Origin of the sequence: Alteromonas gracilis (assembly GCF_043642145.1) — a bacterium.
Lineage (GTDB): Bacteria > Pseudomonadota > Gammaproteobacteria > Enterobacterales > Alteromonadaceae > Alteromonas > Alteromonas gracilis_B.
The window spans coordinates 523,411-549,843 of sequence record NZ_JBHZRZ010000002.1; the positions used below are offsets into that span (position 1 = coordinate 523,411).

Consider the following 26,433-nt stretch of genomic DNA (forward strand, 5'->3'; position numbering starts at 1 on the left):
GACAAGGATAAAAACATGAGTACACAACAATTAGAAAAAAACTTGGTAGAACGCGTAGCCATGGGAGATTTGTTGCGCAGGCGCGCACGAGACAGCGGTAGCCTGCCTGCACTAGTCGACTTTTATCACAATGAACGCCGCAGCGTAACCTATAACGAGCTCAACAAAAAGGTTAATAAATTGGCCAATGCGCTGATGCACGAAGGCATTAAGCAAGGCGATAAGTTGGCGATATTAGCGGTAAACCAGATAGATGTTGTTGTTACTTACTTTGCCTGCTACAAACTAGGCGTTATTGCAGTGCCTATTAACTTTATGCAAAGCGTTGCCGATGTGACCTTTAATCTTGAACACAGCGGTTCAAAAGTAGTCGTTTTCGACCCCCAACTCTCAGATCTCGTGCTTGCCAGCACAAGTAATAATGACGACATACGTTTTACTATTCAATTAGGCCAAGATAAGGGCAAGGCTACGTTCGCATTTGAGCCCTTTATCAAAGAGCGTAGCGACGCAGAAATTGAAGACAGGATAATAAACGACAGAGACACAGCCCATATGATTTACACGTCTGGGACCACCTCGAAACCCAAAGCGGTTGAAACATCTCACCTTTCATTAACCATTGCAGCACTTACTGCGGCAATAGAACTAGAACTAAGCGCACAGTGCAGAATGTTACTCGTTCTTCCGCTATTTCACTGTACCGCCCTTTCAATACTCTACCCAACGTTTTTAAGAAGTGGATGCTGTACGCTTCACGCTACATTCGATCCTATTCAAATAGCGAACAGCTTAGAAAGTGAAAAAATAGAAACGTCGGTGCTTTTACCTATGATGTGGAATGCATTAATGGCAACAGATAACTTTCACGAACGAAATCTCAGCCACTTTACATTAGCCATTTACGGAATGGCGCCAATGAGTGAACAGAATCGTCAGCAAATTCGCGATGCTTTTGGCTGCAAAGTCCACTTAGGCAGCGGGCAAACAGAATTTAGCCCTGTTTCTAGTTTGTTTAAAGACGGTTGTGAAACTGAATTTGCAGAGGGTAATTACTGGGGGGTTCCCCTGTGTTTTAACGAGCAAGCAGTGATAAATGAGGAAGGTGTTGAAGTGGAACAGGGCGAAACAGGTGAAATAGTTTGGCGAGGCCCGCAAGTCATGAATGGATATTATAAAAATGAAGACGCTAGCAAAGCCGCTTATAAATTTGGTTGGCACCACACGGGAGACTTAGGATTTATTGATAGTAAAGGCCAACTAATGTTTATCGATAGGGTAAAAGATACCATTAAGTCTGGCGGAGAAAATGTGTCGTCTCAAAAAGTGGAGCAAACGCTTTGTTTAATGAAAGAAATAGAAGCTGCAGCTGCGATAGGCGTGCCTCATCCTCACTGGGGTGAAGCGGTTTGCGCATGCATAGTGGGTAATAATGTTACACATGAGATGTTGCCAGCCATCAATGCATTTTGTAAGGAGAAGCTTGGCAAGTTTGAAGTACCCAAGCATATCTTTATTTGCGAGGCATTACCGATGACAAGTACTGGGAAAATTCGCAAAGTAGAGCTAAGAGAGCAATATAAAAGCTTTTTTATGCAGTGAGTAAACTAAAAGTGGGTAAGCTTGCTTGAAAAGACCACGTTGTTACCAAGCCGATACGGATAATTGGGTCTGATATCTAAACTCACACCGTAAAGCCTTACAGGAAACTGTAAGGCTTTTGTATTTTCACCTACATTTATTCTTTATGATAAAGTTAGAAAGTATGCTGAGTCAGAGATTTCTAATTCAGAATACGAAAATGAACAAATGGTGTTGAGATGACTTATAGCCCTCATATGAACACCCTCATATGAATAAGTCTTAAATTGATCTTTCAGATTCGATTAGTAGAACTCAATCAAATCTGACAGCGGCAACTGAAGAAACGGGTAACTGTCAGATCAAGTCTGAGCTAGTACATATATCTGTTATTTCACTGTTTATGTTCAGGCGCATTTGTTTCACGCAATAATATTTCATAAAAAGTCTTGGCTGCGAGTCCTGTTTTACTCCTCTTAGGTAAAGTAATATGTAAAGGCACTTGGTATTTTTCGCTTTGCTCTATCTTGATAATTTTCAGCTTCTCATCATTTCTTTGCCTTATTATATGTTCAGGCAAACGGCAGAATCCTAACCCTTGTTCAGTGGCTCTAACTGCATGATCAAAGTTATCAACAGTAATTCTTTGATTTGCTTTTAACCAGCCTACATTTTTTCCCTCGACAGTAGATGTAACGTTACCTAAATCTCGGATAACGATTTGGCTATGCACTGCTAAATCTTGGGTACGTATATTGTCTTGCTCGGCAAGTGGGTGGGCAATAGATACCACCGGAATCATTGCGGTAAGAGAGAACACCTGTGCGGGATAATTCGTCACTGGCAAAGTTATAATCGCTATATCAGCCTCCTCGTTGATAACCATTTCAGAGGTTTTCGACAGCGATGTTTCGACAACTTGAATAGATGTAGTTGTGTTAGCTTTTAGAAACTCTTTCATTGGCTTATAAAGCAACGTAGGGTCACATAAATGATCCATAGCTACAGTTATTTCTGATTCAACACCAACGGACAGTTGTTGGCTCATTTCCTCTAAGTCTCTAGCTTGCTCTATCATGCTTTCAGCCCTTCTGAGTAAGGACTTAGCGTGTTTGGTAAGTATTGCTCTACGTCCACTTATCTCCAACAGCTTTGTGTCCAATTGAGCCTCTAGCTTCTTTATTGAGTAGATTAAAGTAGTGTGGCTTTTATTCAGTGATACAGCAGCAGCTTGGATGCTGCCAGATTTGTCTACTTCTTGGAGTGTAATCCATTGCTCCAGTGTACTTTTCAATCTCAATGTATTACCTGTCAGTTTTTTACACAGTTACTGGCAACATTATGAACTTTAATGTGTAAATTTTGTAGTGAATAATGAGTTTAGTATATAACACAGCGCTTAAAGCGTTATATTTGGAGATTATACGATGAAACTATTACAAGTTGATTTTGAATATCAAGGTGCAATGGGTGATGAAATGTCAAAGGCCCTTGTTGGTCTAGCAGAGTCAATTAATCAGGAAGAAGGCTTAATATGGAAAATTTGGACTGAAAATGAATCAGATAAGCTTGGAGGAGGCATTTACCTCTTTGAAAATGAAGCCAGTGCGAAGTCATATCTAGAAATGCATACAGCTCGCTTAAAGGGCATGGGAGTACCTAACGTTAGGGGAATAATCTTTGACATAAACTTACCATTGACCAAAATTAATCAAGGTCCTGTATTTAAAGGAGAAACTGTATGAATAGTAAAACATTCTTAACATTACATGCCGGTATTTACTTTGTTTTTGCTTTGGTATTGTACTTTTTACCTACACAGGTTTGGCCTATGTATGGCGTTGAGATAAACGATAAGTATTCTTATTTTTTATCACAACATACGAGTATATTTTTAGGCGGATTAGGTGCGGTTAGTTTACTATTTAGAAATATTAAGGATGGCGAAGCGGTTGAACAAATACTTAAAGCCCTGATTATCACTAACTTTCTTGGGATGATAATTACAAGCTACGCGGGGTTAACAGGGATATTTGTTGGATTTGGTTGGAGCGATCCTGCTTTCTTCACGATATTGACAGTATTAAGCTATTGGCAACTCAAGAAATATAAAAGTTAGATTTTATCACTTAAACTAAGCGTGAGTTTTTCAGCTCTCGCTTATGAATAGTTCAATAAATAAAAATGAAGGACCGCTATTCGCTCAAAGCTTTCGTGCCTTTTTTGCCCCATCAATGGCTGGAATACGTCTTGAGTTCAATAGGTGAGTGCAACGCTATCCTCAGTTAAGGAGGAATGTTGCCATGAAACAAAGAAAACGCATCTATTACTCATCTAAACTGTAAGATCAGATATGAGCTACTACACTTCATATCTATTTATAACGATCAAAGTAAATAATCTTCTCAACTTTTACTGACCCTTTTGCAAGGCCCAGTTTCATAGCAGGAAGCTTTTTGTTTTTTTCATCAGGTAAACAGTAGTTATAAAAGACACGAAATATATCCCCCAACTTAACGAATAACTCAGGGTTATAGGGTTGATAACCTTACCAAATACCAGCATTCCGGTTGCCAGTTTTCTTTGGTCTTTCAAAGACGCTGACCTTTCTCCGAATTTGCATAAAACCTGCCTATCAGTACACAGATACATTCTTTCGTACTGTTACTTAGACAAGCGACGCTCCCGCTCACCAACGAAGGCCAGACACTGCTTATGAATATCTTCTGGCGTTAGCCCGATGTTCCTACATTTCGCAAACTTACAACAATTGACCTGAACTCCTCTGAAAGCAAGCGGAATCCATTTTGATTTTTCTTGGAAAAATTTCTTTCTCATAAAAAAGCGCCACACCTGTATAAAAACACAGCAAATATAGCACTTTATTTGCCTAACCCAAATCCTTAGACCCAATTATCCGTATCGACTTGCCTTGTTACTGGGCTTTCTCTTAGCTTTCCTGATTGCGAAGAAACACAAGTTCAGTTGAGGAGCTTTGCTCTTCGCTAAATTGATAGCCATCTACATCAAAGTTTTTCAACCCTTCCACGTCTTCTACGCGATTTTCAAGAATGTAGCGTGCCATAAGCCCGCGCGCTTTCTTTGCAAAAAAGCTGATTATTTTGTACTGGCCGTTTTTACAATCTTTAAAAGTTGGTGTGATGATCATGCCGTCTAGCGACTTTTTCTTCACTGCCTTAAAGTATTCGTTAGAAGCAAGGTTTATCAACACATTATCGCCTTGCGCCTCTAGCGCCTTATTAAGCACGTAAGTAATGCGGTCGTCCCAAAACGCGTACAAGTCTTTGCCCTTGGGATTAGCCAGTTTTGTCCCCATTTCTAAGCGATAAGCTTGCATTAAATCGAGCGGACGAAGCAAACCATAAAGGCCAGATAAAATACGTAGGTGTTTTTGAGCGTATTCTACCGTGTCGGTATCAAGCGAATAAGCATCAAGCCCTGTGTATACGTCGCCGTTAAAGGTGTACATAGCTTGGCGAGCGTTATCTGTAGTAAACGGCGTTGAAAACTCAGCAAAGCGGTTAGCGTTAAGTGTGGCTAATTTATCGCTGATTTTCATTAACGATGAAAGGTCAGCCGGCGATAAAGTTCGGCACACTTCCATTAGCTTTTCAGTATCTTCTAGCATTTCTGGCTGGGTGAACTGATTAACTGGAATTTCGCTTTCAAAATCTAAATTTTTTGCTGGGGATACTACAACTAACATTTCGACTCCTTAGGTTTCACGCGCTTATTGTACCACCTGATACGCTTTAAAAAGCAAAATGGCATAAGAAAGACGCAAATTGGCTTAACAGAGAAATCCGATTAGCCATTTTGTCATTATTCTATGTATGAATTGTCACACGGGTTTGATATAAATAGGGTTACAAATAATTATTCAAACAAATATTCCGATGCCCCCTTCAAAGGTGTGTCTGAATAACCAAAGCGCTGTATTTTTCTTTGCTCATTTCTTTTGAAATAGTGAAAAAGCAAAGAACTCAACCGTAGGCGCTCAACTCAATATACGCGCAAGCGAATCGTTTTATTCAACTGGCTCTTTCAGCGAGTTGTACAAACTTATTTTGATAAAGAACAGAGAGAATTATGAGCAATCAGTTAGCTTCATTACGTGATATCACTACCGTAGTTGCCGATACGGGCGACATCGATGCCATTAAAAAGTATCAGCCAGTTGATGCCACTACTAACCCTTCGTTACTTTTAAAAGCAGCTGGTCTTCCTCAATACGCTAGCCTAATTGATGATGCTGTTGCGTGGGCAAAGCTTCAGTCTAACGACGCTGAACAGCAACTTACCGATGCAGCCGACAAACTTGCAGTGGCAATTGGTAAAGAAATTTCAGCGACTATCCCTGGTCGCATTTCTACCGAAGTAGATGCACGCCTATCGTTCGACACAGCAGCAACTATTGAAAAAGCAGAACGTTTAGTGCAACTGTACGAAGATGCTGGCATTGATAAGTCACGCATTCTTATAAAAATTGCTTCAACATGGGAAGGCATTCAGGCAGCGGAAGCACTAGAGAAGAAAGGTATTCAGTGTAACCTTACCTTGCTATTTAGTTTCGCCCAAGCCCAAGCATGTGCTGAAGCTGGCGTTTACCTAATTTCTCCTTTCGTGGGTCGCATTCTAGATTGGTACAAAAAAGCAACTGGCACTGAGTCTTATGCCCCTGATGAAGATCCAGGCGTTGTATCAGTCACTAAAATTTACAACTTCTACAAAGAGCACGGCTATAACACGGTAGTTATGGGCGCAAGCTTCCGCAACATTGGCGAAATTCAGGCGCTAGCAGGCTGTGATCGCCTAACTATTAGCCCTGCGCTATTAGAAGAACTTGCCAACGAGCCTGGTGACCTAGAAGTTAAACTAAAAGACAACGGCGCAACAAAAACGCCAGGTGCTCGTTTAACTGAAAACGAATTCCGCTGGGCAATGAACGAAGATGCAATGGCGACTGAAAAACTTTCTGAAGGTATTCGCAACTTCGCTGCAGACCAAGTGAAACTTGAAACCCTGCTTCGCGAAAAACTTAGCGCATAAAGGCAATTACAACCATGAGTGTTTTAACGTCTCTTCCAGAATGGAAAAAGCTGTCTGAGCTGGCCGCATCGGTTAAACAAGCGCACATGCGCGAGTGGTTTGCACAAGATGCAAATCGCGCGGAAAACATGAAGCTTGAAGCGTGTGGTATTTTTTTAGATTACTCGAAAAACCGCGTAAACGAAGACGCCCTTAAAAGCCTTTTCGACCTTGCCCGTGCGTGCAAACTAGAAACCGTTCGCGACGCCATGTTTTCTGGCGAGCCCATTAACTCGACAGAGGGGCGCGCAGTGCTTCACACCGCACTTCGCAACTTTTCAGACCGCCAAGTGATGGTAGATGGCAAAGACGTAATGCCAGAGGTTCACGCTACGCTAGATAAAATTGAAGCCTTCACCGCTTCAGTTCACAGCGGTGAACACAAAGGCTATACTGGCAAGCCTATCAAACACATTGTGGCTATCGGAATTGGTGGCTCGTTCCTTGGCCCTAAAATTATGACCGAGGCGCTTAAGCCACATACCGTTGATGCCGTTAAAGTACATTTTGTTGCCAACGTAGACGGTTGTCACATTCACGATGTGCTGTCTGGCGTTGATTTTGAAGAAACTCTCGTGGTTATGTCGTCGAAGTCATTTTCTACTCAGGAAACGCTTCAAAATACGCTAACGGCTAAAGAGTGGTTCTTAAAGTCTGGCGGCACGCAAGATGATATTGCCAAGCACTTCGTTGCGGTGTCTTCAAACGTAAAAGCAGCCACTGAATTTGGTATTAGCGCCGACAACATCTTCCCAATGTGGGATTGGGTAGGCGGTCGATATTCACTGTGGTCTGCTATTGGGCTGCCAATTTCACTGGCCCTAGGCTTTGAAAACTTTAAAGGCTTGCTTGAAGGTGCATTTGAAATGGATACCCATTTCACAACCGCACCACTTGAAGAAAACATGCCTGTATTGCTTGCGCTTTTAGGCGTTTGGTACAGAAACTTCTTCGATGCACAGTCTCATGTGCTGCTGCCTTACTACCACTACCTTCGCGGTTTGCCTGCCTACGTACAGCAGCTAGACATGGAAAGTAATGGTAAAGAAGTAACCCAAGAAGGTGAAAACGTTGACTATCCTACTGGCCCAATTATTTGGGGCAGTGAAGGTACAAACGGTCAACACAGCTTCCACCAGCTTATTCACCAAGGTTCTGGCGTTATCCCTGCTGATTTCATGCTACCGTTAAATGTACCGAATCAAGACGATACGCATCACGCTATGTTAGCGTCTAATTGCTTTGGTCAAACGCAGGCATTGATGCAGGGGAAAACCTTTGAAGAGTGTTATGCAGACCTTGACGGTAAAGGCCTAGACGATGCAGAACGCAAGCGTTTAGCCGCTCACAAAACCATGCCGGGTAACAAGCCAAGCAATACTTTCTTGTTCGATAGCCTTACGCCGAAAACTCTTGGCGCGTTGGTTGCAATGTATGAGCATAAGGTATTCGTTCAGGGTGTTATCTGGAACCTAAACTCATTCGACCAATGGGGCGTAGAGTTAGGTAAAGTACTAGGAAACCAAGCACTTGCAGGCATTCAAGGTGAAGCTAACAAAGACAGCTTCGACGCTTCAACACAGCAATTGATTGCCAAATTCAGAGCAGCGAATGCACCAAAATAAGGAATGCGAGGTGATTTAAAATCACCCACTTGGTGCAAATAACAAACTGAACGGCCAGCTTTTCGTAAAAGCTGGCCGTTTTTTGTTGCGGTATTCATCAACTATACGACAGACACTTTTGATAACCGTAGCACTGTTCAATTGATCACTAATAATACAAATAGGATCAATGATATACAGATATTGTTTACGCTTTAAACACACTGGACATTTCCTTACCGTTGTCATCATATCGTCACAATTTGTTAATAAAAGGTAAATTTAAGTATTTTATTTTAGTGGCGGCTGTGATACAAAATTGTACAGAGGGAATTAAAAACAAAAACTCTGTATTAGTTGTAGTGGTATAAAAAGGAGATCCCAGTGGATAAATCAGATCTATTTGCCATGTTAGACATCGAAGCAAGCCCAGCAAAAACCAAAAGCAAAAAACGTAAGTGGAGAGAAATCGAAGCGCTACAAGATCGCTACAAATTAGAAAAAGAACTTGCTGAACTCGATTGTGGTTTCGAGTACGAGCTAGAAACACTGGAAAGATAAAAGAAAGGCCGCCTGTTACACAGGCGGCCTTTTTACTTTCTAGCGTGCGGTAAATGCTTCACGTGCAAGCATGATGAATGTTTGTTAGCTTTTTTTGGTGAGATCTGTGCACGCACAGGTCGCGCCCTAATAGCTAAACGTAACAATTATGCTTGTTGTATAGCTAACTTTATACCTGCCAGTTGATCGGGGTTTTACCCTTCTCAACTAGGTATTCATTAGTTTGGCTGAAGTGTTTACAACCTAAAAAGCCTCGATGCGCTGACAGCGGCGATGGGTGTGGCGCATGCAAGACTTTGTGTTTTTCACGGTCAATGTGCTTACCTTTCTTTTGTGCATGGCTACCCCACAAAAGAAACACAACGTTGTGACAGTGCTCATTTATCACATCGATAACTTTGTCGGTGAAGGTTTCCCACCCCCACTTAGCGTGGCTATGCGCTTTCCCCTGCTCTACAGTAAGCACAGTATTAAGCAATAAAACGCCTTGTTCAGCCCACGAGGTAAGTGTACCGTGGTTTGGCTCGTTAAAACCCTCAATATCGCTAGTTAACTCTTTGTACATGTTCTTAAGCGAAGGTGGCGTTTTCACCCCTTCTTTTACAGAGAAGCATAAGCCGTGAGCTTGATTAGGCCCGTGGTATGGGTCTTGTCCAAGCAGCACCACTTTAACCTGATCTAGGGGCGTGTATTTAAGTGCGTTAAACACGTCTGGCTGAGGCGGATAAACAACACTACCCGCTTCGCGAGCCTGACTCACGCGCTCAAGCAACTCAACAAAATAGTCTTTTTGCTTTTCATCACTAAGCGCGCTTTTCCACGTTAAGCTTGATAACGGCATTACTTAAGTAATTCCATCATGTGTTGTTTAAGTGCATCGTAAGATGCTGGTAAATCTACCGCTAGGCTGTCTTCGCCCGCTACATCAGCCAAGGCTTTTGGTAAGCTTATTGGGTTACCTAATACATTTTCTACGGTTTCTCTGAATTTAGCCGGGTGAGCCGTGCCCAAGAACAAACCGATTTCGCCCTCTTCTAAGTCGTGACTCACCGCACGATAGGCAATGGCGGCATGTGGCTCACTGGTGTAGCCCTGCTGAGCTAACTGACGCATGGCAAGCTGAGTGTATTCTTCGTCTACCATTTCACCTTTTAAACACGCTTTGTCGATGTAGCCACGCTCAATAAGCGCCTCTATACGTGGCCAGTTATTTGGCTGGCTCACATCCATAGCGTTAGACATGGTTGCAACGGTCGCTTTAGGGTTCCATTCGCCTGTTTTAAGATAACGAGGTACGGTGTCATTTAAGTTGGTAGCCGCAATAAAACGCTTAATAGGCAGGCCGAGTGCTTTGGCTATCATGCCTGCAGTTAAGTTGCCAAAATTACCGCTAGGCACTGAAATAACAAGCTGATCGCGTTTCTCTTTCGGCAATTGGCTTACAGCTTCAAAGTAATAGCAAACCTGCGCTAACAATCGGCTGATATTAATCGAGTTGGCTGAATTAAGATGCAGGCCCTCGCGAACGTCTGGATCGTCGAACGCAGTTTTAACTAGCGATTGGCACGCATCAAAATCAGACTCTACTGCTACCGTATGGATGTTGCCGCCTAGCGTAGTAAATAGCTTTTCCTGTAGCGCACTAATTTTGCCTTTTGGAAATAAAATAACCACGTTGATGTTGTCAATTCCGTGGAAAGCGTGTGCAACCGCTGCGCCCGTATCACCTGAAGTCGCGGTTAAAATGGTTACTGGCTTACCTTCGCTAATGCGCGAAAGCGTTTGCGCCATAAAACGACCACCAAAGTCTTTAAATGCCAGCGTTGGGCCATGAAAAAGCTCTAGGCTATATACCTTGTCGTTAACCTGCTCAACCGGTGCACCAAACGCAAAGGCAGTTTGAACAATCTCTTCTAGCTCGCCATTATTTAGCTCATCACCAATAAGCGCGCGAAGCACGTCAATGCTGCGTTCTACAAACGGTTTTTCTAGCAATTCGTTAATATTATTTAGCGTAGGAATGTGTTCAGGAAAGTAAAGCCCTTGGTTTTTACCTAAGCCACGCTTTACGGCTTCAGAAAAACTTGCTGTGTCCGATGAATCTTTTAAATTTACCAATTCCACTTGCTGTTACCTTTTTTACTGGGCGAATTCGCTGCCCTTATTATCTTTTAAGAAACTATTGTGCCCTTACGCGGTATTTGGCACACATGGCTAAAGCCATCTTCATTTTGAATGTAGTTCTGTGTTAAATATGTTGCGACTTGCTCTGCTTGTGCTTGGCTCGGGCACACCGCAAATACTGTAGGCCCTGAACCTGAAATACCAAAGGCGAGTGCGCCTGCTTTTTCACTGAATGCGCGCGCTTCATCAAAGCCAGGCAATAGCGATTTTCGGTAAGGTTCGGCAATAACATCGTTCATTACCGACGCCGCCAAGTCAAAATTACCTGCGTGTAAAGCATGAACAAACACGCCCAACTGTCGACCAAAGGTAAGCGCCGTCGCCATATCTACCTGTTTAGGCAATATGTCGCGTGCAGCTGCGGTAGATACACTAATCCCCGAATAGCAAACGGCGTAGTACCAGTCATCGTTAAGCGGCAATGACAAGGTCACGGGCGCATCGCTTCCCGTCATTAATGTCATACCACCTAAATAACAAGGTGCAACATTGTCATAATGTATGCTGCCGCTTATTTGACCTTCAAGTTCTCCCATCATAATAAGCAGCGTATCTTCATCAAACGGATTGTCGAAATAAGCATTGAGCGCTGCAAATGCCGCTACAATTGAACTTGCGCTTGAGCCCAAGCCACTGCCGATGGGGAGGTTTTTATGTAGTGTAAGCGCAACGGGAGAAACAGGCTTTCCTGTCTTCTCCAATTGTTTGCAAAAATAGTGATAGCATTGGGTCACAATGTTGCTATCTGCATCGCCTGGAAGCTTATGAGCGAAACGGCCCACGGTGTCTAGCGAGAATGAGTCAGCCTGCTTAATTTCAACTTCATCACCTAGCTTGGTGCCATCAACAGGCGCTAACGCTGCACCTAAAACGTCAAACCCCAAACTTACATTTCCAATTGATGCCGGCGCAAAGGCCTTCAATGCTTTCATAATATTTCTCTTACTTCTTACACCCCAGCTTATATGTAAGCCAGTTGTGTAGCCATAGAATGACTGCTTAAGCGCCTCTTAGTGGGCCATTTGTTTCCACGGCATGGTTCGCAGTATATCTGCAAACACACCTGCTGCTGTTACCGTACCGCCAGCGCCGTAGCCTCTAATCACATAAGGAATGGGGCTGTAGTAATCACTGTTTATAGCCAACGCATTTTCACCGTCTTTTACCTGTGAAAGCGGGTTGCTTGCTGGCACGGCTTGAACACTTACCTTGCACTTGCCGTCTTCAATACTGCCAATATAGCGAAGTACTTTGCCTTCTGCTTTAGCCATTTCTACTTTTTCACTAAAAGATGCGTCAAGTTCAGGCAGCTGCTGCATAAATTCATCTATCGAACAGTCTTCAGCAAACCCTTCAGGCAATACTGACTCTATTTCAATATCTGATAGCTCAAGCGCTAAGTCTGCTTCACGGGCCATAATAAGGAGTTTACGTGCCACGTCCATGCCGTTTAAATCATCGCGTGGATCTGGCTCGGTAAAACCGTTGTCTTTTGCTGTTTGTGTAGCTTGCGACAGGCTCATGCCCTCTTCAAGTTTTCCAAATACATAAGACAAACTGCCAGACAATATACCTTCAAAGCGATGCAGAACATCGCCTGCACTAAATAGCTTTTGCAAATTATCGATAACCGGAAGACCTGCCCCAACAGTAGTCTCATAAAGGTACTGACGGTTAGTGGTTTGCGCTGTCTTACGAAGCTTACGGTAGTAAGACATGGCGCTGGTATTCGCCTTTTTATTTGGCGTTACCACGTGAAAACCGCTTTCCATCATGTCTACATATTGCTCGGCAATGGCTTCGTGGCTGGTGCAGTCAACAATAACAGGGTTTACTAAACTGTTGTCGTTCGCAAACTGATGCAAGCGTTCAACACTTAGGCCTTCACTTGCAGATTCAAGTGCAGCCTTCCAGTCGCCAGCTAGGTCAATGCCTTGGCTGTTAAGAAGTAGCTTTCTGCTATTTGCAACACCGTAAACTCGCAGCTGTACATTGCGCTTAAGCAAGGCTGGCTGTTGCTTTTCAATTTGACCTAGCAGTTCAGTGCCCACATTGCCACACCCTACTAGGAATACATCAATGGTATGGCGGTCAGAGAAAAAATTCTGATGAATAACCTTTACCGCTTTCTTAGCACGCTTGCTTTCAATAACGGTGGAAATAGAACGCTCTGAAGACCCCTGAGCAATTGCCACATTATTAACGCGCGCTTGTGCTAACGAGTTGAAGAAACGCGCCGCCAAACCTTTGGTTTGACGCATACCGTCACCCACCAAGGTCACAATGGCTAAATCGTTACGCACTTCAATAGGGTCAAGCAGCTGGTTTTGTAGCTCTAGCGCGAAAGCATCTTCAAGTAGCGTTAGCGCACGGCTAGCATCTTTACTTTGTATACAGAAACTAATTGAGTATTCAGAAGAAGACTGTGTGATAAGGCTGATAGAGATGTTGGCGTTCGACATAACCTCAAACACACGGCTTGCCATGCCAACCATGCCTTTAAGACCCGGGCCTGCAACGTTAAACATCGTTACATTATCAAGCTGTGAAATACCTTTAACCGACGTCCAAACTTCGCTTTTTTCATTGCTAATTAGCGTACCCGGCGCTGCTGGATTAAGTGTGTTTCTGATTAAACAAGGAATGTGGTGCTGAGCAATGGGGCCAATGGTTTTAGGATGCAGCACTTTCGCACCAAAGTACGACAGTTCCATCGCTTCTTGATAAGTTAGCTTATCAAGTAGCACAGCTCCTTCAACTTGGTTCGGGTCGGCGTTATAAACACCGTCTACGTCTGTCCATATTTCGCAACAGCTTGCGTCTATACACGCCGCTAGAATTGCCGCTGAATAGTCTGAGCCGTTGCGTCCTAGGGTTACTTTCTCGCCCGCTTCATTTGCAGCAACGAAACCAGGCATAACAAGAAACTCGCTGCCATCGCTTGGTACATCAGAAAAACGCGCCTTACTTAACGACACGTCGGCAATGCTGTCTAAATAGTCACCTTCGGCTAGTACATATTTAACGGGGTCGATAACCCTATTGGCAATACCTTTAGCAGATAACATTGCGCTGAAAAGCGTAACTGAAATGTACTCACCGATACTTAGAATGCCAGCAGCAACATTATCAGGTGCAACGCCTAGTAGCTTTATACCTTGAAGGTGTTGTTTTAATACCGATAAGTGGCTATCGATGAAATCTACCACGCTGGCGTGGGCAAATCCGTCGAGCTTTTCATTTAGCTCATTAGCAATGCCGGTAACCGTGTCGTTCAACTTGTTGAATAATGGCTGGAAATCTTCACCCGCGGCTGCTTGTTCACATAGAAGTGAAAGCGCGTTCGTTACCCCCTTTGGGGCAGAGAGCACAACCGCAGCACCTTCGGTTTGGTGGGTTGCCGTGCTTATTTCCATTACGCGCATGTATCGCGGTGCATCGGCTAAAGAAGAACCCCCAAACTTTAAGACTTTCATATGCTGCTCCTTAAGGTTACGCCTGCTAAAACGTGAGTAAAAAAAAGCCCGCTCTTTGTTAGGCGGGCTTTCGTTGTCTTTTGCTTACTTGCACTAGCCACCGACCGCCCTATTTAAGGTGGTAATTAACATCATGGTGGTGCCGATAAGTAGAATCTTTTTCATACAAGCAATTTGCCGTATAGACGTCTATATGTCAACCGCAGTTTTCACTACACTGTATTGCAATATATGAAACACTCTTTAGAAAATATTTCTTTTTAAGGTACAAACTTGAGAGGTGAAATGAAATTAGCTCTATTTTAACTGCGCACTCTTCTGCTTTTAGCACTTTAAGGCGCTTCTGGTCTTCGTTCACTTTTTTAGGCGCGTTGCAACGCTTGCTTTAAAAAAGGAGCGGTTGCACTTTTCTTATGCTTCGCTACCTCTTCTGGTGTGCCCTGAGCGACTATCTGGCCACCGTCTTCACCGGCACCAGGCCCAAGATCAATGATGTGATCGCATAAAGCGGCCACTTGCATATTATGCTCAACCATTAGTACTGTGTTACCGCTATCTACCAGCGCACTTAAATGCTTCATAAGTAGCGAGGTGTCTGCAAGGTGCAAGCCCGTGGTGGGCTCGTCCAGTACATATAAAGTGTTACCATTTTGTGCACGCTTTAGCTCTGAAGCCAGCTTAATTCGCTGCGCTTCTCCACCGGATACCTCAGTAGCGCTTTGCCCCAAAGTAAGATAGCCAAGTCCTACTTTGATCAATGTTTCAAGCCCGCGCATTATCACCTTGTGGTCTTTAAAGACCTGCTGAGCGTCTTCCACAGTAAGCGACAAAACGTCAGCTATTGAATGTTGTTCGTAATGAACAGCCAATACATCATCGTTATATCGCTTTCCATTGCATACCGAGCACGGTGAATACACGCTCGGCATAAATAACAATTCTACCGATACTACGCCTAACCCTTCGCAGTTGGAACAGCGACCTTTAGTTACGTTAAAAGAAAAGTGGCCCGCATCGTAACCTTGGGCTTTAGCTTTATCGGTAGACGCAAAAATTGTTCTAATTTGGTCGAAGAGCCCCGTATACGTTGCCAGTGTCGAGCGCGGTGTTCTGCCAATAGGAGATTGGTCGACAACCACAATACGACTTATCTGCTCTAATCCTTCATCGATGTAACCCGTTTGCGAGCCACTATCCGTTTCAGCATCAAGTAATGATGTTTCGCTTACATTCTCTTTAGAGTGCCCCTTACCACCGCCTAGTTCTTCTTTTACTAAATCGACAAGCGCTTGGCTTATCAAACTAGATTTCCCAGAACCTGAAACCCCGGTTACGACTGTCATCACGCCAAGTGGTATCGCTAAATCAACGCTTTTTACGTTATTTCTTGTCATGTTTTTCAAGCTCAACGTACGTGACGACAAACGCTTTTCTCGAGAAATTAACGACTTATTTTGGAAAACAAATTCAGCTGTTGGCGAGTTTTCTGCGTTAACAAGCTCATTCACAGGGCCATTGAACATAAGCTGCCCACCATTTCTCCCCGCTTTAGGACCAACATCTACTACCCAACTCGCGCCATTAATGACAAAAGGGTTATGCTCAACCACTAAAAGCGAATTCCCCGCCTCTGTAATTTCATGAAGGGCCTGAACCAACGACTCAACATCACGAGGGTGAAGCCCAGATGAGGGTTCATCCATAACAAAGACAACACCAAACAAGTTGGACTTAAGCTGGGTTGCCAACCGTAAACGCTGAAGCTCACCTACCGAAATGGTTGTAGTGCTTCTATCTAGTGAAAGGTAATGCAGACCCAATGCAAGAATTGGTTTTATCCTATCTAGAACGTCGTTTGAAATACTCTTTATGACTTGTGCACGTTCTGTAGAATGCTCGGCCACAGACGCTTGTAGCTGTCGCAATTTCTTCTCGACTTCATGTAAAGGAAGCCGAGAAAAATCAATGATATCCAGTCCGTCTATAGTGACATTTAGCGCCTTTCTCTTTAGCTTTTTACCACCACATTGTGGGCACAAAGTCACTGATAGAAAACGTGCTATTCGCTGCTTTACCTTTTCTTTTTGAGTAGATTTGAAAGTATCTAAAACATGGCGCTTAGCACTTATAAACTTTCCCTTGTAGCTAGCGGGTTCGTTTTCTTTTAATGCCTTGCGAGTTTGCTCAAGATTGTAATTCCTGTAAACAGGCACTTGGGGCGTTTCATCCGTGTATAAAATCCAATCTTTTGTTTTCTTAGGCAAATCACGCCATGGAATATCAACATCAATATCAAGAGACAATAAAACACGCACCAAATTTTTGCCCTGCCACGCTCCCGGCCAGGCTGCAACAGCGCCTTCTCTTATCGATAATTTGTTATCAGGTACTAAAAGCCTTTCTTGTGTGTCGAAAATTTTTCCTATTCCGTCACATTGCTCGCACGCTCCCTCTGGCGTATTTGGCGAGAAACCATCCGCATAAATAATTGATTGGCCTGCGCCGTAGTCGCCCGCTCGCGAGTACAGCATACGTAAGCTGTTCGAGAGCGTGGTTATACTTCCTACCGTTGAACGCATTGAAGGTGCGCCACGACGTTGATGTAAACCAACTGCAGGGGGCAGCCCTTCAATGGCATCAACGTCTGGCATTTCAACTTGTTCAATTAACCGTCGTGCGTAGGGAGAAATAGAGTCTAGGTAGCGGTGCTGTGCTTCTGCGTACAAGGTGCCAAAAGCCAAAGAGGACTTACCCGAGCCCGAAACGCCAGTAAAAACCACAACCTCGTTGCGTGGTATATCAACATTGATATTCTTTAGATTGTGTACGCGGGCGCCACGCACTGTAATTCGACCTTCATCGCTATGCACCAAATCACCTGTAGTTTGATTTCATTACAAGTTGTTTAAATGCCAAACCACAATTTCGATCACTAACATTGGTAAGTTGGCGTTAGCTATCAGAAACAATGTGTTGTGCTAGAAAATCTACCAGAAGCCTTATTTTAGGGGCTACATTACGATTTGACGGAAACACCGCCCATATTGCCTCTTGCTTGTCTTTAAATTGAGGCAATACTTCAACAAGCTCGCCTGTCGACAACGCTTCGCGCACATAGAAACCGGGCAGTTGGGTCAAACCTAAACCTGCGATGGCAGCGTTACACAATGCATTGCCACTGTTATAACGAACGCGCCCCTGCACTGGAATAGTTTGAATTTTATTATTTACTGAAAAGCGCCAATTGGGCTTAGAGCCAACAAGCAGCGATTGATGTTTTAAATCTTCTAGGCTTTCTGGCTCGCCTTGTTCTTGAAGGTATTGTTTGCTGCCACACACATATAAATGACGTGTCGCCAGCTTTTTGGCCACAAGCGTTGAGTCTTCCAGCTTTCCTATGCGAATGGCAAGATCGAGCCCAAGCTCTACAATATCGAGCTTTTCATTAGAAAATGTGCACTGTACGCTTATACCTGAATACTTTTGCATAAAGGTATTAAGCAGCGGTGCAATAAAGGCCTCACCAAAAGCCACAGGCGCGGTAAGCTTAATTAGCCCTTGTGGTGAGTCTTGTAATGCGCTGACTGAAAGCTGTGCATCTTCCAATGCTTTTAACGCGGGTAACGTTTGTTGAAAATACAAACTGCCCGCTTCCGTAAGCGATACACTGCGCGTGGTACGTTGCAGCAACTTTACGCCTAACTGTTTTTCTAGCGACACCACTTTCCGGCTTACTTGCGCCACTGATGTATCGAGTTTGTTGGCGGCCCCTGTGAAATTTCCCACCTCAGCCACAGCACAAAATTCTGCAATACCCTCTAAATATTTCATAAGCGCTACTTTTGACCTTGTCACTTATTGTCGAAACCGTACTGTGTCAGGAGATTATCTTAAATACTCTCCACAATTATTACAAATATGCAAAAGTGATTTACTAAAATCGTATTTATCATTGGTAATCCGTCTCCTATACTTTGGCTTATAAAACATCATCGTTATTGTGATTAAGGAGTCATTTCATGGCGTCATTTAAAGATTCGTTGCAAGAAGGTCAAACGCACATTAAGTCGAAAGCGGCAGTTGCGTGGGGCCCGGGTGAGCCGCTGAAGATGGAAGAAGTTGATGTAGAGCTTCCTAAAAAAGGCGAAGTGTTGGTTCGTATTGTGGCAACGGGCGTGTGCCACACCGATGCCTTTACCATGTCAGGTGACGATCCAGAAGGCGTCTTCCCTTCCATTTTAGGTCATGAAGGTGGCGGCATTGTGGAAATGGTGGGTGAAGGGGTGACCAGCGTAGAGGTTGGCGACCACGTGATCCCGCTTTATACCGCAGAGTGTGGCGAGTGTAAGTTTTGTAAATCAGGAAAGACTAACCTTTGCCAAGCGGTTCGCGAAACTCAAGGCAAAGGCCTTATGCCAGACGGCACAAGCCGTTTTTCTAAAGACGGTGAGCCAATTTATCATTACATGGGTTGCTCAACGTTCTCTGAGTACACGGTACTGCCCGAAATCTCTCTAGCAAAAGTAAATAAATCGGCGCCGCTAGAAGAAGTGTGCTTACTTGGTTGTGGTGTAACTACAGGTATGGGCGCAGTACTTAAAACGGCAAAAGTACAAGAAGGCGATACGGTTGCCATTTTCGGTTTAGGCGGCATTGGATTATCTGCCATTATTGGTGCGCGAATGGCAGGTGCTGGTCGCATAATCGGTATCGACATTAATGAAAGCAAGTTCGACCTAGCAAAGCAGCTTGGTGCAACCGACGTTGTTAACCCTCAGAATTTTGACAAGCCAATTCAAGAAGTCATTGTTGAAATGACTGATGGCGGTGTCGACTACTCATTTGAATGCATTGGTAACGTGAACGTTATGCGTTCTGCCCTTGAATGCTGCCACAAAGGATGGGGCGAATCGGTAATTATCGGTGTAGCAGGTGCAGGTCAGGAGATCTCAACGCGTCCATTCCAACTAGTAACTGGTCGTGTATGGCGCGGCTCGGCATTTGGTGGCGTGAAAGGTCGCTCAGAACTTCCAGGCATTGTCGAACAGTACCTTAACGGTGACTTTGGTCTTCAAGAGTTTATTACTCACACCATGGGGCTAAACGACATTAACAACGCATTTGATTTAATGCACAAGGGTGAAAGCATTCGCTCTGTTGTTCATATGGACAGGTAACAAAAAGTATCAATAAGAAGAATAAGGAGAAGCCATGCTTCTCCTTTTTTATTGGTTTAGACTAGATTACGCCCTGCTCCAAGGCTTTCAGTACCGCTCTGGTTCTGTCTCTCACACCAAGCTTTGCCATTACTGACGAAACTTGGTTTTTAATGGTGCCCGTTGATTTAAACATGGCATCGGCAATTTCTTTATTGCTGTAACCCGCTGCAATTAAGCGAAGAATATCGACTTCTTTTTCGGTAAGCGGCTCTGGGTTTTCAAATGATTCAAACTCAACGTTTAAGCCCTGCAAGCCTTGAAGCACTTTTTGGGTTACCGCTGGTTGAATAAGCGTTTTACCGCTTTTAATTTGCGCAATGGTTTCTACCAAGGTTTCTAGCGACACATCTTTAAGCAAGTAGCCTTTTGCACCAGCACGCATGGCGCTGTTTACGAGTTCGTGATCATCGAAGGTAGTTAACATTAGCACTGGCGTATTAATGCCCTTTTCACTTAGTGCGTGCAGCGTATCTATGCCAGACAATATGGGCATGCGTATATCCATCAATATCACATCGCAACTTGCTGCTTTTTCGCTGTCTATCAGCTGCTGCCCGTTTTCATACTCACCAATCACTTCTAAGCCATCGTCTAAGCTAAGAAGCGATTTTATGCCTTCGCGCACCAGCATTTGATCTTCAACTAAAATGAGGCGTGTTTTCATTCGCCCTCCGGAATTTCAATTTCAATACAAAACCCCTCGGCACTTCTCTGCCAATGAATTGTTCCATTCAACTCGTTCACACGTTCTGTCATTCCTTGAAGGCCATTTCCCGCAACAACAGGGTTTGAGCTATCGACGTTAGTTTGCTGTACTTTGGCGTGTTCTATGATGTGGTGCAATGATTTATTCGCTCCCTCGTTCTGGCGAACATTACTATCTTGCAGCAGCAGGTAATACTTCCCTTCTCGCTGCGCTAGCACCATCAAAAAGTACGGTGATTGCGTATGGCGAATCACATTAGTCAGCGCTTCTTGCATACTTCGCAACAAACAGTCAGCAATGCGAACGTTGGTTAATGACAAGTTTTTATCGATATGTAAATCCACATGTGGCCTTGGCAAGTCTTTAATAAGTGCATTTACTGCTAAATTAAAATCAATAGCGGCGTTCTCTCGTATATCGGAAATGGCTTCTCGCACATCAGAAAGCAACAATTTGGCGATACCGTGCGACCTGTCAACGTGTTGTTTAATGCCCTGCGATTCACTGTCATTCAGCAAGCCAGCCTTACGCGAGGCTACTTGTAAGTTAATAGTAAGCGCCGTTAAGTGGTGCCCCAATACATCGTGAATATTTCTCGCAATTCGAAGGCGCTCGTCTTGGGTTAAGGCTTGCTTCATCAATTGCTGAGTACTCAGCAATTGACGATTTAACGCATCGGCCTCTTCCCGCGCTTTCGCTTCTTTAATGGCGGTGTTCGACATGATCATAGCGAACAAGTTAAACGTCCAAAACAAAGCGCCTGTTAGTAGTGCCTGATTCTCGTGCCAAACCCATGATTGAATGAACACGGTGGGAAACGCCAAAGGAATAGACAGCGCAATACACGTCTTCCACGATAAGTAGTACGGCAGCATTGCTGACCAAATGACAACAAAAATAGCAAGGTATACATAGGGAACCACCAGCTGGCTGGCAAGTGCTAGTAAGTACATGACACATAGCGTGGGCATGCGCCATGTTGGCAGGTCGTGCTCGTGTCGACTCACAATTACAAAGCTTACCGCTAGCGCTATGAAGATGATTGCTGCCGTTAGCGTGCGCCAATGCATAAACGTGTAGTGATTCGATAGGAAGTAAAGTGCAGAACCACTAACAAACATCCATGTTATGCATGCTGATGCACGCTCTATATCCATTGTTGCCAACCAATTTGCTGGCGAGGAATCTGGTTCAGAAACCTTCATTCGCTTTTTACTACCTTTATCACTGTTATTCTCGTTCCCTCTACTGTGACAAAAAAGTTACCACTATGCATAGGCCAAAAGTCACTTTTTATTTAATGACCTTTGGCACTTATGCAAAAAAAGCAGAAGCATCAAACTAGCTCCACATTCATTTTTATGGCTTAAGGAAAACAAGATGCAATCAATTCACGGTTTAATTGTGGCGTTTCACATCGTAGCCGGCGCTTTGTCTTTGTTACTTTTTTGGGTACCCACCCTCACTAAAAAAGGCGGTAAAATACACAGACAATATGGCGACTACTACATTAAAGCCATGCTGTTCACTTCGATTAGTGGTGTTATTAGTTCTTCAATGGCGTTAATCAACCCACTCGTTATTTACCCAACCATTCCAGAAGGTTTCGAATCTGCTGAGCACTTCACCGCGTTCCTTCGAGGTCAATATACCTTCTTATTAATGCTTAGCTTCTTAGTTTGGAATAATGTCAGACACTCGGTGGCGGTCTTAGAAGTAAAAAAACACCTTAGTAAACTGCGCACTGTAAGCTATTTGTGGCTGCCCGTAACGCTGCTAGTTGTGGCTTCAATTGCGCTATATCAAGGCATAACGTACGGTATTACCCTTACTTGCATATTCGCGCCTATCGCCCTCTTTAATGCCATTGGCATTTTGCGCTACGTGTTTCAAAAAGACATGGTTGCTGGAAAATGGGTTACCGAGCACATTGGTCACATTATTGGCTCTGGTATTGGTGCTTATACTGCATTCTTTGCTTTTGGTGGTCGCACACTGTTTGAAGGCATTCCCTCACTGCAAATTGCCAGCTGGGTATTGCCAAGCTTAATAGGTGTTCCTTTCTCAATTTGGCTTAGCTGTAAATACAAACCAAAGGCAGCGATTAAAAGACGTCAAACAGAACGCGATTTAATCAAAGAGCACTCTTGAACAAAAAGCGGTCAAACGTGTAACTTAGAAGCTCGCAACAAATAGATTTGTACAGATATGACGAATATCAGCGCAAGGAACCTAGGTGATGATCATGAAAACCGTTAAAAAAAGTGCAATAGCCATTTGTGAAGCTTTAAAGATGAAGACGCAGCCTAAAACACTTCTTAGCACAATCAGCCTGCGGGCACTACGAAAGGCGTTGGAAAAGGCGTTGGGAATAGGAACATTAGTTTTAGGAATAAGCGCTCCAGCGTGGGCGCTTGACTTAACAACATCGCCCCATAGCGAAGCAGGCAATAAGGAAAATAAAACAATGCCGCAATCGAGTGACGACGCACACAAAAATCACCACGCTCAGACAAATCCGCCATCAAGCCTGGCGACGCTGACAAACTTTCAGCAAAACGCGTCGTTTATGTTTTCATCTGGTTTGCCTGACGCCGAGCAATTGGCGCAACTAAAAGGTAAAGGTGTGACTCATGTAATCGATCTCATTCCTGGAAATCGCGCTGATGAAATTATCACTACCTCAGAGCTAGGCCTTGACTACTTTAATGTACCCGTTGATTGGGAAGGCCCTACTCTTGCAAACTTTTTAAATTACGCAGCATTTATGAAAAGCGTTGATTCCAAAGAAGACAAGGTACTCACTCATTGCAAATTGAATTGGCGCGGTGCAGCTTTTACCTACCTTTACAGGGTGAATGTGCTTGGTGAAAGCGAGAAAACTGCCAAAAAGGACTTAATGGCCATTTGGCACCCTAACCCAACATGGTATGCCTTTATGAACGACGTAATTAGCCATTATAACGCAGTAAATAACACACAAGTGGCGATGTCTTTTGAAGCAGCGCTTCCTGAAAACCACTAGGCTTTCAGAAACCCAAGCATAAATTGCTTCGAAAATTCGATCGCACTTTAAAATACACATATGAAATTTCACATATATTATTGACACATACGAAATTTCATATACGATACATCACATACGAATTTCCATATATGATGTACTTATGTCTACGTGTTCACTTTCGCCATTAACATTTTTCAAGTGTCTGTCTGAAGACACCCGCCTAAAAACCTTACTTATGCTAAGCGTAAAAGGCGAGCTGTGCGTGTGTGACTTAACCGATGCACTGCAACTAAGCCAACCCAAAATTTCCCGTCACCTTGCAGATTTAAGAAAATGCGGTTTGGTGCTTGATACACGCAAAGGTAAATGGGTGTATTACCAACTTCACCCTCAGCTTCCCACATGGGCACTTGATGTCATCAATAACACCGCCAAAAGCAATGATGAATACATCAGCGAAGCGCTGGCTAATCTGTCATGCGCTGATTGTTAACAACCATTTTTAACGCGTTAGTAGGCCGTTCTAAATGGTAGTAAGGGCACACTAACAGTCTCGTTTTTATCAGGGTTTCATTTTTCTGTTGGCTACGTTGGTAGCATCAACACAATCAACAAGGATCTTTATGAAGATTTTATATATTTGCACTCATAACCGATGCCGCAGCATTCTTTGCGAAGCCATCACGAATGCATCAAAAGGTAACCTGGAAGCACGTAGCGCTGGCAGTCAGCCTGTCGGTGAAGTGCACCCGCTGTCTCTAAAATATTTAGCGGAACGTGGGTTTGACACTGAAGGCCTTAAAAGCCAGTCGTGGGATGAATTTGAAGACTACAATGCCGATTTGGTCGTAACGGTTTGCGACTCTGCCGCTGGCGAATCATGCCCAGTGTATTTCGGCAAATCTCTTAAAGTACATTGGGGATTGGAAGATCCATCCAAAATTGAAGGCTCGGAACAAGAAAAGGCCGATGCATTCAACAAAACCATCGACATTATCGAAAAGCGTGTGGCCGCCATCGCTGAACTAGCCGAAAAAGATTTAGATAAAGCAGCGCTTAAAGAAGCACTATCAGAGTTAGGGGCGCACTAATGAGCCAAGATGTATCACCAGACAAAGAAACATCAATGAACCAATACGTTTCGTCAGCCGAGGCGCCGTCTGACAACGCAGTAATGGAACAAATGCACAAGCCAATTATGGCTAACTTCGCCTCATCGTTTTCACAGCATAAGCCGCGCATATTGTTACTTTACGGGTCGTTACGTGAACGCTCTTACAGTCGACTTGTAATAGAAGAGTCAGCTCGCTTACTAGAATACTTCGGAGCTGAGGCGAAAATCTTTGACCCTCGCGATTTACCTCAACCTGACACAGAAGATGCCTCGCACCCAAAGGTTCAAGAGCTTCGCGAACTTATGATGTGGTCTGAAGGCCAGATTTGGTGCTCGCCAGAACGACATGGAAGCATGACGGGTATTATGAAAAGCATGATAGATTGGGTGCCTCTTAGCTTAGGTAGCGTGCGCCCAACACAGGGCAAAACCTTAGCTGTTATGCAGGTTTCAGGTGGCTCACAGTCTTTCAATGCGGTAAACCAAATGCGTATTTTGGGCCGTTGGATGCGCATGCTCACCATTCCCAATCAGTCGTCTGTGGCCAAAGCTTTTCTTGAATTTGAAGAAGACGGTCGAATGAAACCTTCGCCCTACTACAACCGCATTGTGGATGTAGTTGAAGAATTAGTGAAATTTACGTTGCTAACCAGAGACAACAAAGCGTTTTTAGTTGACCGTTATTCTGAACGCGTTGAAAGCGCTGAAGAAGTAAGTAAGCGCGTTAACCAAAAATCGATATAAGGCTTGATGTAATGGGATTTTTTGAACGTTATTTATCGGTGTGGGTTGGCCTGTGTATTGTTGCTGGAGTTGGCTTAGGTTATGCGGTGCCCGGCGTATTCGAGTCTATCGCAGCACTTGAATATGCCCATGTAAATCTTGTGGTGGCATTGCTTATTTGGCTCATGATTTACCCAATGATGGTGCAGATTGACTTTGGTTCCATTAAGGATGTGGGTAAAAAGCCAAAGGGGCTTGTGCTAACGCTTGTGGTGAACTGGCTTATTAAGCCCTTTACTATGGCGCTATTAGGCTGGTTTTTCTTTAAAGGTATTTTTGCCGATTGGGTAGACCCACAAACCGCTACCGAATACATAGCAGGTATGATTTTGCTTGGTGTAGCGCCATGTACGGCAATGGTTTTCGTGTGGAGTCATCTTACTAAAGGCGATGCCAATTACACCCTAGTACAAGTATCGATAAACGACCTTATCATGGTAGTGGCTTTTGCACCGCTTACCGCAATGCTACTTGGCGTAACTGATATCACTGTACCTTGGGATACGCTATTACTGTCTGTTGCGCTTTATGTGGTTTTGCCACTAATTGCGGGTTACATCACCCGCCGAGCGTTAGAAAACAAGAAAACGGCAGCTGATGAATTGGGCACTGGGGCAATTGATGCGCTTGTAAGCAAATTTAAACCGTTCTCGGTAGTTGGATTACTGCTAACTATTGTAATTTTGTTCGGCCTTCAAGCCGAAACCATTTTGGCGCAGCCTCAAGATATTGTGCTTATTGCAATACCATTGCTTATACAAACTTACGGTATTTTCGCCATTGCTTATTTTGCAGCAAAACGCATGAAGTTGCCGCACAATATTGCCGCACCAGCATGTATGATAGGTACTTCGAACTTTTTCGAACTGGCTGTTGCCGTGGCAATTTCACTTTTTGGCTTACATAGTGGAGCAGCACTTGCCACTGTAGTAGGCGTATTAGTGGAAGTGCCTGTTATGCTGTCGTTAGTATGGTTTGCGAATAAAACTCGTCATTGGTTTGACTAATTCGCGAGAAGGTTTGAAAAAAGCCAATTGAACAGACCACAACAAGAAAGGGCGCACCATGGTGCGCCCTTTCTAATAAATC

Annotated in this window: 23 protein-coding genes; 13 read left to right on the forward strand and 10 right to left on the reverse strand. The window is 43.9% G+C overall.

The genetic code is table 11. The features are described from left to right. Positions 1–15 precede the first annotated feature (15 nt). Positions 16–1,602 (forward strand): class I adenylate-forming enzyme family protein, encoded by a 1,587-nt coding sequence (locus tag ACHUFN_RS06355; protein WP_394221466.1) that lies wholly within the window; start codon positions 16–18, stop codon positions 1,600–1,602. Between the two features lie 373 nt (positions 1,603–1,975). Here ACHUFN_RS06355 and ACHUFN_RS06360 read toward each other — a convergent pair whose 3' ends face one another. After that, the gene (locus ACHUFN_RS06360; RefSeq protein WP_394221467.1) at positions 1,976–2,875 is read right to left on the reverse strand and encodes a LysR family transcriptional regulator; all 900 of its coding nucleotides are present in this window, start codon (positions 2,873–2,875) and stop codon (positions 1,976–1,978) included. A gap of 133 nt (positions 2,876–3,008) precedes the next feature. On the opposite strand from ACHUFN_RS06360, the gene ACHUFN_RS06365 reads away from it, so the two are divergent. Both ACHUFN_RS06365 and ACHUFN_RS06370 read left to right on the forward strand, forming a co-directional pair. Next, on the forward strand, positions 3,009–3,326 hold the full coding sequence (locus ACHUFN_RS06365) for a monooxygenase (RefSeq protein ID WP_394221468.1): 318 nt from the start codon (positions 3,009–3,011) through the stop codon (positions 3,324–3,326). Then, positions 3,323–3,700: a hypothetical protein gene (locus ACHUFN_RS06370; protein ID WP_394221469.1), complete on the forward strand. Its 378-nt coding sequence runs from the start codon at positions 3,323–3,325 to the stop codon at positions 3,698–3,700. The genes ACHUFN_RS06365 and ACHUFN_RS06370 overlap by 4 nt, the downstream gene beginning before the upstream one ends. 831 nt (positions 3,701–4,531) lie before the next feature. Here the strand turns inward: ACHUFN_RS06370 and yaaA are convergent. Next, positions 4,532–5,308, reverse strand: a complete 777-nt coding sequence (gene yaaA, locus ACHUFN_RS06375) for a peroxide stress protein YaaA (RefSeq protein ID WP_394221470.1) — start codon at positions 5,306–5,308, stop codon at positions 4,532–4,534. 383 nt (positions 5,309–5,691) lie between these two features. On the opposite strand from yaaA, the gene tal reads away from it, so the two are divergent. From tal to ACHUFN_RS06390, 3 genes are all read left to right on the forward strand, one after another. Beyond that, entirely contained in the window at positions 5,692–6,651 is a 960-nt protein-coding gene (gene tal, locus ACHUFN_RS06380; RefSeq protein ID WP_394221471.1) for a transaldolase, read from the forward strand. 14 nt (positions 6,652–6,665) lie between these two features. Beyond that, positions 6,666–8,315, forward strand: coding sequence for a glucose-6-phosphate isomerase (pgi, locus tag ACHUFN_RS06385; protein WP_394221472.1), 1,650 nt, complete (start codon positions 6,666–6,668; stop codon positions 8,313–8,315). 363 nt (positions 8,316–8,678) lie between these two features. Then, positions 8,679–8,855, forward strand: coding sequence for a DUF3545 family protein (locus tag ACHUFN_RS06390; protein ID WP_012519516.1), 177 nt, complete (start codon positions 8,679–8,681; stop codon positions 8,853–8,855). Positions 8,856–9,024: 169 nt separating this feature from the next. On the opposite strand, the gene ung is transcribed toward ACHUFN_RS06390, so the two are convergent. From ung to ACHUFN_RS06420, 6 genes are all read right to left on the reverse strand, one after another. Continuing rightward, positions 9,025–9,696 carry a uracil-DNA glycosylase gene (gene ung / locus ACHUFN_RS06395; RefSeq protein WP_394221473.1) on the reverse strand — a complete coding sequence of 224 codons (672 nt, stop codon included), beginning with the start codon at positions 9,694–9,696 and terminating at the stop codon, positions 9,025–9,027. Further along, positions 9,696–10,979, reverse strand: a complete 1,284-nt coding sequence (gene thrC, locus ACHUFN_RS06400; protein WP_394221474.1) for a threonine synthase — start codon at positions 10,977–10,979, stop codon at positions 9,696–9,698. Before thrC ends, ung begins: the two co-directional genes overlap by 1 nt. A 47-nt stretch (positions 10,980–11,026) precedes the next feature. Further along, complete coding sequence (gene thrB, locus ACHUFN_RS06405) at positions 11,027–11,971, reverse strand: homoserine kinase (protein WP_394221475.1); 945 nt, start codon at positions 11,969–11,971, stop codon at positions 11,027–11,029. 78 nt (positions 11,972–12,049) lie between these two features. Beyond that, the gene (thrA, locus tag ACHUFN_RS06410; RefSeq protein WP_394221476.1) at positions 12,050–14,515 is read right to left on the reverse strand and encodes a bifunctional aspartate kinase/homoserine dehydrogenase I; all 2,466 of its coding nucleotides are present in this window, start codon (positions 14,513–14,515) and stop codon (positions 12,050–12,052) included. Positions 14,516–14,877: 362 nt separating this feature from the next. Further along, positions 14,878–17,385 carry an excinuclease ABC subunit UvrA gene (locus ACHUFN_RS06415; RefSeq protein WP_394221477.1) on the reverse strand — a complete coding sequence of 836 codons (2,508 nt, stop codon included), beginning with the start codon at positions 17,383–17,385 and terminating at the stop codon, positions 14,878–14,880. Positions 17,386–17,467: 82 nt separating this feature from the next. Then, positions 17,468–18,346: a LysR family transcriptional regulator gene (locus tag ACHUFN_RS06420; RefSeq protein ID WP_394221479.1), complete on the reverse strand. Its 879-nt coding sequence runs from the start codon at positions 18,344–18,346 to the stop codon at positions 17,468–17,470. 188 nt (positions 18,347–18,534) lie between these two features. On the opposite strand from ACHUFN_RS06420, the gene ACHUFN_RS06425 reads away from it, so the two are divergent. Next, positions 18,535–19,692: an S-(hydroxymethyl)glutathione dehydrogenase/class III alcohol dehydrogenase gene (locus ACHUFN_RS06425; protein ID WP_394221480.1), complete on the forward strand. Its 1,158-nt coding sequence runs from the start codon at positions 18,535–18,537 to the stop codon at positions 19,690–19,692. A 61-nt stretch (positions 19,693–19,753) separates the two neighbouring features. Here ACHUFN_RS06425 and ACHUFN_RS06430 read toward each other — a convergent pair whose 3' ends face one another. Continuing rightward, complete coding sequence (locus ACHUFN_RS06430; protein ID WP_394221481.1) at positions 19,754–20,398, reverse strand: response regulator; 645 nt, start codon at positions 20,396–20,398, stop codon at positions 19,754–19,756. Then, positions 20,395–21,645: a sensor histidine kinase gene (locus ACHUFN_RS06435; RefSeq protein WP_394221482.1), complete on the reverse strand. Its 1,251-nt coding sequence runs from the start codon at positions 21,643–21,645 to the stop codon at positions 20,395–20,397. The genes ACHUFN_RS06430 and ACHUFN_RS06435 overlap by 4 nt, the downstream gene beginning before the upstream one ends. Positions 21,646–21,820: 175 nt before the next feature. Between ACHUFN_RS06435 and ACHUFN_RS06440 the strand changes: the two genes are divergently transcribed. The 6 genes from ACHUFN_RS06440 to arsB all read left to right on the forward strand — a co-directional run bounded on the left by ACHUFN_RS06440 (position 21,821) and on the right by arsB (position 26,351). Continuing rightward, positions 21,821–22,591, forward strand: a complete 771-nt coding sequence (locus ACHUFN_RS06440; RefSeq protein WP_394221483.1) for a DUF2306 domain-containing protein — start codon at positions 21,821–21,823, stop codon at positions 22,589–22,591. 94 nt (positions 22,592–22,685) lie between these two features. Further along, positions 22,686–23,465 carry a protein-tyrosine phosphatase family protein gene (locus ACHUFN_RS06445; protein WP_394221485.1) on the forward strand — a complete coding sequence of 260 codons (780 nt, stop codon included), beginning with the start codon at positions 22,686–22,688 and terminating at the stop codon, positions 23,463–23,465. A gap of 142 nt (positions 23,466–23,607) precedes the next feature. Next, the gene (locus ACHUFN_RS06450) at positions 23,608–23,940 is read left to right on the forward strand and encodes a metalloregulator ArsR/SmtB family transcription factor (RefSeq protein WP_394221486.1); all 333 of its coding nucleotides are present in this window, start codon (positions 23,608–23,610) and stop codon (positions 23,938–23,940) included. A gap of 130 nt (positions 23,941–24,070) precedes the next feature. Then, positions 24,071–24,538, forward strand: coding sequence for an arsenate reductase ArsC (locus ACHUFN_RS06455; protein WP_394221487.1), 468 nt, complete (start codon positions 24,071–24,073; stop codon positions 24,536–24,538). Between the two features lie 83 nt (positions 24,539–24,621). Beyond that, positions 24,622–25,305 carry an arsenical resistance protein ArsH gene (gene arsH / locus ACHUFN_RS06460; protein WP_394221603.1) on the forward strand — a complete coding sequence of 228 codons (684 nt, stop codon included), beginning with the start codon at positions 24,622–24,624 and terminating at the stop codon, positions 25,303–25,305. A gap of 11 nt (positions 25,306–25,316) precedes the next feature. After that, positions 25,317–26,351 (forward strand): ACR3 family arsenite efflux transporter, encoded by a 1,035-nt coding sequence (arsB, locus tag ACHUFN_RS06465; RefSeq protein ID WP_394221488.1) that lies wholly within the window; start codon positions 25,317–25,319, stop codon positions 26,349–26,351. The last annotated feature ends 82 nt before the right edge of the window (positions 26,352–26,433 follow it).